Origin of the sequence: Blastococcus sp. TF02A-26, from assembly GCF_003319125.1 — a bacterium.
Lineage (GTDB): Bacteria > Actinomycetota > Actinomycetes > Mycobacteriales > Geodermatophilaceae > Trujillonella.
Window position 1 is genome coordinate 164,478 of record NZ_QOHG01000011.1, and the last position, 9,997, is coordinate 174,474.

General features: G+C 77.2%; 5 protein-coding genes. 2 read left to right on the forward strand and 3 right to left on the reverse strand.

Annotated features, from left to right (window positions below; translation table 11 throughout):
* Window positions 1-80 precede the first annotated feature (80 nt).
* The 3 genes from DQ240_RS14285 to DQ240_RS14295 all read right to left on the reverse strand — a co-directional run bounded on the left by DQ240_RS14285 (window position 81) and on the right by DQ240_RS14295 (window position 4,575).
* On the reverse strand, window positions 81-2,495 hold the full coding sequence (locus DQ240_RS14285) for an HAD-IC family P-type ATPase (protein WP_304550308.1): 2,415 nt from the start codon (window positions 2,493-2,495) through the stop codon (window positions 81-83).
* The gene (locus tag DQ240_RS23290) at window positions 2,492-4,093 is read right to left on the reverse strand and encodes a hypothetical protein (RefSeq protein WP_158548690.1); all 1,602 of its coding nucleotides are present in this window, start codon (window positions 4,091-4,093) and stop codon (window positions 2,492-2,494) included. Before DQ240_RS23290 ends, DQ240_RS14285 begins: the two co-directional genes overlap by 4 nt.
* 74 nt (window positions 4,094-4,167) lie before the next feature.
* The gene (locus DQ240_RS14295) at window positions 4,168-4,575 is read right to left on the reverse strand and encodes a hypothetical protein (protein ID WP_113840267.1); all 408 of its coding nucleotides are present in this window, start codon (window positions 4,573-4,575) and stop codon (window positions 4,168-4,170) included.
* A 107-nt stretch (window positions 4,576-4,682) separates the two neighbouring features.
* On the opposite strand from DQ240_RS14295, the gene DQ240_RS14300 reads away from it, so the two are divergent.
* Complete coding sequence (locus DQ240_RS14300) at window positions 4,683-7,058, forward strand: phosphatase PAP2 family protein (protein ID WP_113840268.1); 2,376 nt, start codon at window positions 4,683-4,685, stop codon at window positions 7,056-7,058.
* 181 nt (window positions 7,059-7,239) lie between these two features.
* A complete protein-coding gene (locus tag DQ240_RS14305) occupies window positions 7,240-9,819 on the forward strand; it encodes a cation-transporting P-type ATPase (protein WP_113840269.1) in 2,580 nt (859 codons plus the stop codon).
* Window positions 9,820-9,997: the final 178 nt, after the last annotated feature.

The following is a 9,997-nucleotide window of genomic DNA, read 5'->3' on the forward strand; positions in this document are numbered from 1 at the left end:
TCCGGGGACCTTCGGCCCGTTCGCCGCGCCGATGGGCATGCAGTCGGGCAGGTCTCCGGTCCGCCGGGCCGGCGACGACGCTAGGCGACGCGGGCGCCGGGGGCGGTCGCCGCACCCGTCCGCGCGACGACCTCGACGAGCAGCGCTCCGGCGGACCCGAGCCCCGCTGCCAGCAGCAGCAACGAGCCCGTCGGCTGCAGGAACAGGACGTCCTCCCCGAGCGCCGGCACGGCGACGACGAGCGCGGCGACACCCGCCATGACGGCCAGGAGAGCCGCCTTCGGGCCGGTCAGCGGCCGGGCGAGGACCCCGAGGGTCCACAGCGCGACGACGAGGACGACCAGCGTGGCCGCCGTCCGCGCGGCATCGACCCCGCCGTCCTCGTCCAGCCACCGGGTGGCCGCGTACGCGGCGTAGGCGGCGGCGCCGGTGACCACCCCGACCGGCACGCTGAACCGCAGCACCCGGCCCACGAACCCCGGCACGTAGCGCCGCGTGTTGGGAGCCAGGGCCAGGAAGAAGCCGGGCACGCCGATGGTCAGCGTCGAGATGAGGGTGAGCTGGACCGGCGCCAGCGGGTACGCCACGAGCGTCGCCACGGTGACCAGCGCCAGCAGCAGGCTGTAGACGTTCTTGACCAGGAAGAGGTTGGCCGCCCGCTCGATGTTGGCGATCACCCGGCGGCCCTCGGCCACGGCCTGCGGCAGGTGCGCGAAGCGCCCGTCGAGCAGCACGAGCTGCGCCACCGCCCGGGTGGCCGGCGCCCCGTTGCCCATGGCGACGCCGATGTCGGCGTCCTTGAGCGCCAGGGCGTCGTTCACGCCGTCGCCGGTCATGGCCACCACGTGCCCCCGCGCCTGCAGCGCCCGGACCATGGCGCGCTTCTGGTGCGGCGTGACCCGGCCGAACACGCTCGCGGTCTCCAGGGCCGCGCCGAGCTCCCCGACGTCCTCGGGCAGCGTGCGGGCGTCGACCGCGTCCGCGGCGCCGGCCACGCCGGGCACGCCGACCGAGGCGGCGACCGCGCCCACCGTGCGCGGGCTGTCCCCGGAGATGACCTTCAGCGCCACCCCCTGGTCGGTGAAGTAGCGCAGCACCTCGGCGGCGTCGTCCCGGATGCGCTCGGCGAGCACCACCAGGTCCACCGGCTCGAGCGCATCCGGCAGGTCCGGCTCGCCGGGGTCCCCGCTCCACGGCGACCGGGACCGGGCGAGCAGGAGCACCCGGCTCCCCCGCGCGGCCAGCTCCTCGGCGGCGGTCCGGGCCTCCCGCTGGGCGGCGGTGGCGGGAGCGGGCAGCACCATCTCCGGTGCGCCCAGCACCCAGCTCGTCCCGCCGGCGGTGCGGATGGCCGACCACTTGCGCGCCGAGGAGAAGGGGACCGCGCCGGCGGCGACGTCGGTGCCGGCGTCGGGGAAGGCCGCGGCCAGCGCCCGCGCGGTGGCGTTGCCGCCGTCGGCGGCGCACAGCAGCGCCAGTCCCGCGGCGGCCGCGGCGTCGTGCGCCGGGAGCGGCACCAGCCGGTCGAAGGTCACGTCGCCGTGGGTCAGCGTGCCGGTCTTGTCCAGGCAGACGACGTCGACGCGGGCCAGCCCCTCCACCGCCGGGAGCTCCTGCACCAGCACCTGGCGGCGGGCCAGTCCGAGCGTCGCCACGAGGAAGGCCAGCGTGGTGAGCAGGACCAGCCCCTCGGGGATCATCCCGACCAGCGCGCCCACGGTGCCGGTGACGGCGTCGCGCCAGTCCTCGTTCTCCTCCGTGCGGAACTGGCTCCACAGCACCAGCGGGCCGACGACCAGCAGGCCCAGCGCGATCCAGCGCAGGATCCGGTTCGTCCCCTCCTGCAGCTCCGACCGCGCGCGGGTGAAGACCCGGGCCTCGGCGGCCAACCGCGCGGCGTAGGCCTGCTCCCCCACGGCGGTGGCCTGCATCCGTCCGGCGCCCGCGAGGACGACCGAGCCGGAGAGCAGCCGGTCGCCGGGCGCCTTGGCGACGGCGTCGGCCTCTCCGGTCAGCAGGGACTCGTCGACCGACAGCCCGGTGCCGTCGCGGAGCACGCCGTCCACGGGGACCTGGTCCCCGGCCCGCACGACCAGCAGGTCGTCGAGGACGACCTCGGCCACCGCCACCTCGTCCTCGCGGCCGTCGCGCACCGGCCGCGCCCGCGGCGCGGTGAGGACGGCGAGGCGGTCCAGCGTCCGCTTGGCCCGCAGCTCCTGCACGATGCCGATGGCCGCGTTGGCCACCACCACTCCGCCGAAGAGCGCGTTCTGCCAGCGGCCGGTCAGCACCGCCACCACCCACAGCGCGGTCAGCAGGCCGTTGAAGAAGGTGAGGACGTTCGACCGCACGATCGCCGCGAGGCTCCGGCTGGTCCGTGCCGCCGCAACGTTGACCGCGCCGGCGGCCACCCGCTCGGCGACCTCGGCCGCGGTGAGACCCGTCGGCGGGGTGACCCGGCCCGCCGCCGGCCGCGCGGCCGGTTCCACCGTCACAGCAGGCCCCCCGCCCGCAGGTTGAGCGCGACCACACCCGCCGTGGCCACCACGCCGCCCACCGTCCCCAGCGCCAGCAGCACCCGGCGGGCGCTCCAGCGCTGCACGCGGATCGGCGGGTGCCCGGGCAGCCGGCGGCGGAACTGCGCCACCAGGTCCCGGCCGTCGGCGTCCAACCGCCGGCGCAGCTGCCGGGGCACGGTCAGGGAGCTCGTCGTGGCGAACGCCTCGGCCAGCTCGTCGGCCGTGAACTGGCGCAGGGCCCGCTCCAGGACCCGCTCGGGCCCGGCGACCAGGGCGCACACCAGCAGCATGTTCCCCAGGTCCACCGCCTGCCGCCAGCGCGACGGGCGGAGCTCGCCGAAGGACACGTCGATGAGGACGACGCGCTCCCCCCGGACCAGCACGTTCGAGGGCTTGACGTCCCGGTGCGCCGCGCCGGCGGCCCACAGCAGCCGGACCTGGTGCAGCGCGTCGTCGACGACCGCGTCCCCCATGCCGGAGTCCAGGATCTCGACGGAGTCGGGCACGAGCTCGGTGACGAGCAGGTACTCCTCGCCCGGCAGCACCTCGACCACCCCGACCGGCTCGGGCACGTGCACGCCGCCGTCGCGCAGCAGCCGCACCATGTAGTCCTCGTGCTCGACCAGGCGGCGGACCGACGAGAACGGCGCCTCGTCCTCCAGCCGGCCGTACCGCAGCACGCGGAAGAGCTTGTACCAGCGGTCGGACCGCAGGTGGGTGCGCGAGTAGAGCTTGCCGAACAGCACGTCGACCGGGCCGCCGGTCACCTGCAACCGGCACGGCGTCGAGCCGGCGGAGCCGTCCAGCCGGAAGGGCTCGATCGACGTCAGCTCCAGCCCCAGCTGGTCGCGCAGCGCGGCCCGGATCCGCTCGGTGCGCGCGGCGTCGAGGGCCAGGTGGGCCTTCACCCGGCGGCGGTAGGTGACCGGGAAGGCGTCCTCCGGTGCCAGCACGGAGAAGACGACCACGGCCGCGCCGCATCCCAGCACGGCGCTGGCGACGGCGGTGGACGCGTCGTCGAGGCCCAGCGCGATGCGGGGCGCGATGCAGGCACCGAGGAGGAGGACGACGGCTCCCCACCCCCAGCGGCGGGCCCGACCGGAGGGGGTGAGCACGTGCAGCGTGCCGACGGCGACGGTGGCCAGGACGACGTCCGGCCAGGCCGACAGCGAGAAGGCGTCCGGCGAGCCCGTCAGCTCCGCCCGGACGGCGCGCACGAGGACGCCCTCGCCGACGGCGACCTGGGCCACGGCGGCGACCACGGAGATGGAGCCGAGGTACACCAGCAGGTGCCGCCATCGCGCCGTCCAGACCAGGACCAGCGCCGCGGGCACCCACAGCACCCGGTAGCCCAGCTGCGCGCCGAAGCGGGCCAGGTCGGCGGCCAGGTCCGGGTGGCCTCCATGGGGTGCCAGCAGGTCGGTCGCCGCCCGGTCGAGCGGCGGCAGGCCGCCCGGTCGACCGGCCCAGAGCACGAGGAGCAGCGCCGCGGCGGCCACCGCCGCCGACCACGCCCAGACCCGCGGCGGCACCGGCCGGCGGAGGAGGCGGTCGCGGCCGGAGGGGCGACGCACGCCCCCGCCGTCGGGCCACGACGGACGCCGGATCCCGCCTCGCCCGGCCGCGCCGGGAGCGGCGGTCGGCGCCGTCACGCCGTCCGGGCGAGCGGGCGGACGGCCGGTGACCGCGGTGTCGCCGGCCGCAGCAGCGTCTTGCCCTCGGGACGGACGACGACGAGGTCGCCGCCGCGGGCGGTGCCGGCGAGCGCCTGGTACACGAGCGGGTCCATCAGCGCGGTTCGCGCCCGCCCGTGCACGCCGGTGAGCCCGACGGCCCTCAGCACGAGGGCGTCCAGCGTGCCCAGCGCCGCCGTGCGCAACCGGTCGGGCACGCCGCTGTCGACCAGCGCCACGGCCAGCACCGTGGCCTCGCGCCGCGCCGCCTCGTGCAGCGCCCACACCAACGACGCGGGGACGTCGGGCCCGGCGGGGACCGCCACGACGAGCCACGGCGTCTGTCGGCGTGCAGCGGGCGGATCCATCACGGCGAGCGGCATGTCGACGATCTTGGTCGTCCGACCCGGCGGTCCGAAGGGACCTCCGTCCCTACGCCTGGGGCCGGTGGTCAGCAGCCTCGCCGCGGTGGGGCCGCTGCACTGGGCCGGTGACCACGCGACTCGCCGCCGACGTGCCCACCGCGGACGCCCCGGCCCCCGTGGCGGTCGGGCCGGCCCGCGTCGTCCGGCTCCGGACCGACCTCGTCCGCGTCGGCCTCGGCCTCGCCGTCCTCGGCGTCGGTTTCCTGCTGACCCAGCAGGGCGAGATCTCGGCCGTCGAACGCGACGCGTTCCGGCTGCTCAACGACCTGCCCGGGATCGTCCTGCCGGCCGTCTGGGCGGTCATGCAGCTCGGCAACGTCGTCGCCGTCCCCGCGGTGGCGGCGGTCGCCGCGCTGCTCCGCCGGTTCCGCGCCGCCCGCGACGTGCTCCTGGCCGGTGTGGCGGCGTACCTCGCAGCGGACCTGGTGAAGTCGATCGTCGGCCGGGAACGGCCCGGTGGCCTGCCGGTCGGCGCGGTCCTGCACGAGGGGCCCATCGGCGGGATCGGCTTCGTCTCCGGCCACTCCGCCGTCGCGGCCGCGCTGGCCACCGCCCTCGCGCCGTACCTGGCGCGCCGCGGCCGGCGGGCGGTGTGGGCGCTGGCCTGGACCGTGGCGCTGGCCCGCGTCTACGTCGGCGCGCACCTGCCGCTGGACGTCCTGGGCGGCCTGGCGCTGGGCTGGGCGATCGGCTCCGCGGTGCACCTGGCGTTCGGCATCCCGCGCCGGACGGTGCGTCCCGCACGGGTCGAGGAGCTGCTCGCGGCGGTCGGCCTCGCGGGCACCCGGGTGCGTCCGGCGTCGGTGCGGGCGCGCAGCTCGCACCCGTTCCTCGGCGTCACCCCCGGCGGGCGCCCGGTCTACGTGAAGTACCTGGAGCCCGACCGGGCCGAGCGGGACTGGCTGCACCGGGTGTGGCGGCTGCTGTCGGTCCGTGACGTCAAGGACGACGACGCCGTCGCGCCGCTGGGGCACCAGGCCGAGCACGAGGCCGTCGCGGCGATGACCGCCCACGTCCGCGGGGTCCGGGTGCCCGAGGTGGTCGTCGCCACCGGCACCGACCGGCACGCCGTCGTCGTCCAGGAGCTGGTCGCCGGCCGGCCGCTGGACGAGCTGGGGCCGGCCGAGGCGACGCCGGAGCTGCTGCGCGCGGTGTGGGAGCAGGTGGCGCTGCTGCACTCCGCCCGCGTCGCCCACCACGACCTGGTGGCCGCCAGCGTCCTGGTCGACGGCGACGCCCGGCCGTGGCTCGTCGACTTCGGGAACGCCCGCACCGGCGCCTCCGACGACGCGATGGCCGACGACGTGGCGGAGCTGCTCGCCTCCCTCGCCGTTGCCCTCGACCCCGCGCCGGTGGTCGACGCCGCCGTGTCGGTGCTGGGCGCCGAGCGGGTCGCCGCCGCGCTCCCGTCCCTCGCCCCGCTGACCCTCTCCGCGGAGACCCGCGGCCGGCTGCGGCAGCGGCCGCAACTCCTGGGCGAGCTCACCGACGTGGTGCGCGCCAGGCTCGGGCTGCCCGACCCGTCCCGCCCCGCGTGGCCGGCTCCCGGGCGGATGGCCGTGGCCGCGGTGGCGGCCGGCTGCGCCCTCGTCCTCGGCCTCCTCCTGGTCGAGTCGGGGACCGCGGTCCTGGAGACGATCGAGGACGTCGGCTGGCGGTGGCTGGGCGGGGCCGTGGTGTTCGCCGCGCTCGCCCGGGTGGCGGCCGCGGCGGCGGTGCTGGCCACCGTCGACCGGCGGATCGCCGTCGGACGCGTCCTGGGCGTCCGCGCGGTCCAGGACGGCGCCTCGCTGCTGCGCGGCCGTGCCGGGCGCCGCCGGGCGGCCGAGCGCTTTCTGGAGAGCGCCGGGGTGCTCCCGGAGGCCGCCGCCCGCGCGGTGCGGCGCACGACCGCCGGGACCGTGGCCGGCGCGGCCGCCGTGGTCGTCGGGGCCCTGGCGATGGGTCTGGGCCGCCCGGGGCTCGGCGACTGGCAGGCGCCCGGCGATGCCCTCCGCGCGGCTCTGATCGCCCTGGGCGCCGCCTGCCTGGTGGCGGCGGGCCAGGTGCTGGCCGCCCGCGGCGGCGGACTCCCCGACCGGCAGGGGGTGCGGCCGCTCCGCCTGGTCGACCCGCCCCGGCGGTGGGCGGCGCAGGTCGCCTGGGCCGCCCTCGCGACCGCGCTCGAGGCCGCGGCGCTGGCCTGCGCGGTCCAGGCAGCCGGAGGTCGGGCCGCGGTCCTCGCCGTGGCCGCCGGGTACGCCGGTCTCCGCCTGCTGTGGACCGCGCTCCCGCTCACCGGGCTCCCCGGCGCCGCGGAGGCCGCGCTGCTCATCCTGCTCGTCGCCCTCGGCGTGCCCTTCGCCGACGCCTGCGCCGCCGTGCTGATCGCCCGTGCGCTCACCTTCTGGCTGCCCGCCGCCCTGGGGACCGTGGTCGCCGCGCGGATCCCGTCCCGGTGATCCGGGAGGCACACGACGGACGGCTCCAGGGCCGCCTCGGCGGACGGCCGCTTCCTGCTCGCCACTCGCGGGGTGCGGGGGCGAGCAGGGCCGAACGGCTCCCCCGCCCCGGGACCCTCGTCCGGGGCCGCGGGACCTCCGCCCGCCGACGGCGGCCCCGGATCGCACGGAGATTGGCCCGGTGACCGCCGGCTCCGACGCTCCGCCCGTCGCCCCCGCGTCGGGGCTCACCGGCGGCGAGGCCGCAGCCCGCCGGCCCCCGGGTGGCAACCGGCTGCCGGTCGAGCAGCCGCCCTCCCCGGTGCGCCTGCTCGGCGCCCAGCTGGTGCACTTCTTCGCCCTCCTCCTCTGGGCGGCCGCGGTCCTGGCCCTCCTCGGCGGCATGCCCCAGCTCGCGGTGGCGATCGCGGTGATCGTCGTCCTCAACGGGGTCTTCGCGTTCGTCCAGGAGTACCGCGCCGACCGGGCGGCGCAGGCCCTGCGCGACCTCGTGCCGCACCGGGTGACGGTCGTCCGCGACGGGCTGCGTCAGGAGATCGACGCGGTCGACCTGGTCGTCGGCGACCTCGTGCTGTCCGAGGCCGGCGACCGGATCGCCGCCGACCTCCTCCTGGTGGACGTGCACGGGCTGCGGGTGGACGAGGCGATGCTGACCGGGGAGAGCGAGCCGGTCGGCAAGTCCGCCGGCGACGTCCTCGCGGCCGGCTGCTTCGTGGTGGAGGGCGAGGGCAGCGCGGTCGTCACCGCGATCGCCGGAGACACCCGGCTGGCCTCGATCGCCACGATGACCCGGTCGGTGGAGCGCGCCAAGACGCCGCTGGCACGCGAGCTGGACCGGCTGGTCCGCACCATCACCGTCCTCGCCCTCGGCATCGGCCTGGTGTGCTTCGTCGCCGGCCTGCTGCTCGGTCTCCCGCTCAGCGAGGGCTTCCTCTTCGCCGTCGGGGTCACCGTCGCGCTGGTGCCCGAGGGCCTCCTGCCCACCGTCACGCTCTCCCTCGCCCACAGCGCGCAGCTGCTGGCCGGCCGGCACGCCCTGGTGCGCCGGCTCGAGTCGGTGGAGACCCTCGGCGCGACGACCTTCATCTGCACCGACAAGACCGGCACCCTGACGCAGAACCGCATGGCGGTGCTCGACGTCTGGACGCCCGCGGGGACGCTCGCGGTCCGGGGCGAGGGATACGAGCCGACGGCCGAGCTCGACGGCACCGCCGAGGCCGTCGGCGCCGCCCGGGTGCTCGCCCGGACGGCCGCCGTCTGCTCCACCGGGCGGATCCACGCCGAGGGCGGCACCTGGGTGGCGGTCGGCGATCCGATGGAGGCGGCCATCGACGCCCTCGCCCACCGGCTGGGAGTCGACGGCACCGTGCACGGCACCCCCGAGGGCACCCGCCGGTTCCCCTTCGACCCCCGCCGGCGTCGCATGTCGGTCTGGGACGACGGCGTCCTCTCCCTCAAGGGCGCGCCGGACGGCGTGCTGCCGCTGTGCCCGCCCGACCCGGCCGCGGCCGAGGAGGCGGCGCGCATGGCCGCCCGCGGGCTGCGCGTCCTGGCCGTCGCCCGCCGCATCGGACCGCTGGCCGACGACGCCGACGCCGCCTCCGCCGAGCGCGACCTCGAGCTGCTGGGCCTGATCGGCCTGGAGGACCCGCCGCGCCCGAGCGTGCGCGACGCGCTGGCGGAGTGCCGGCGGGCGGGGATCGCCGTGGCCATGATCACCGGCGACTCGGGCCCCACCGCCGAGGCGATCGCTCGGCAGACCGGCCTGTGGCTGGACGGGAGCAGCCACGTGGTGCGCGGCGCCGACCTGCCCGCCGACGAGGCCGAGCTGGGGGCGCTGCTCGACGCCGACGGCACCGTCGTGTGCCGGGTGGAGCCCGAGGACAAGCTGCGCATCGCCCGCGCGCTCCGTGCCCGCGGCCACGTCGTCGCGATGACCGGCGACGGGGTGAACGACGGACCGGCGCTGCGCGCCGCCGACATCGGCGTCGCCATGGGCGCGAGCGGCACGGACGTCGCCCGGCAGGCCGCCGACCTCGTGCTGCTGGACGACGACTTCGCGACCATCGTCGCGGCGGTCCGCCAGGGCAGGACCACCTTCGCCAACATCCGCCGCTTCCTCACCTACCACCTGACCGACAACGTGGCCGAGCTGGCGCCCTTCGTCGTGTTCACCGTGACCGGCGGCGGCATCCCCCTGGCCCTGTCGGTCCTGCAGGTGCTCAGCCTCGACATCGCCACCGACCTGCTGCCGGCGCTCGCGCTGGGCGCGGAGCCCTCCTCGCCCCGGGTGCTGGACGGGCCTCCTCCACGACGTCGCCTGGTGGACGGCGGCCTGCTGCGCCGGGCGCTCGGAGTGCTCGGGCCGGTCGAGGCCACCGTGGCGATGGGGGCGTTCCTGACCGTCCTGGTGGGCGCCGGCTGGTCCTACGGGGAGGACGTGTCGAGCGGCACGCTGGCCGGCGCCTCCGGGGCGGCCTTCACGGCGGTCGTCCTGGGGCAGTTCGCCAACGCCTTCGCCTGCCGCAGCACCAGCCGGCCGGCCTGGCGCCTCGGGTGGCGGGGCAACCGGCTGCTGGTGGGGGCCGTGGCGGTCGAGCTGCTGGTCCTGGTCGCCATGCTGGCCGTGCCGGCGGTCGCCGACCTGCTGGGGCACCGGCCACCTCCGCTGGACGGTCTCCTGGTGGCGGTGCTCGCCGTCCCGGCGGTGCTGCTGGTCGACGCGCTCGCCAAGAGCGTGGCGCGGAGCCGACGGGGCTGATCCCGAGCGCATCGGTCCTGCTCAGGAGGTCAGGACTGTCGTACCCCCGGCCTAGCTGTACTGATCGGACAGGTTGGTGCACGGCCTCTGGCCGAGGGTGATCTTGAAGTGAGGAGGGACCTCCGGGTTGGCTGTGGGAGCCGCCAAGCACCCACTCCGACCACAGGAGGTCCCTCGT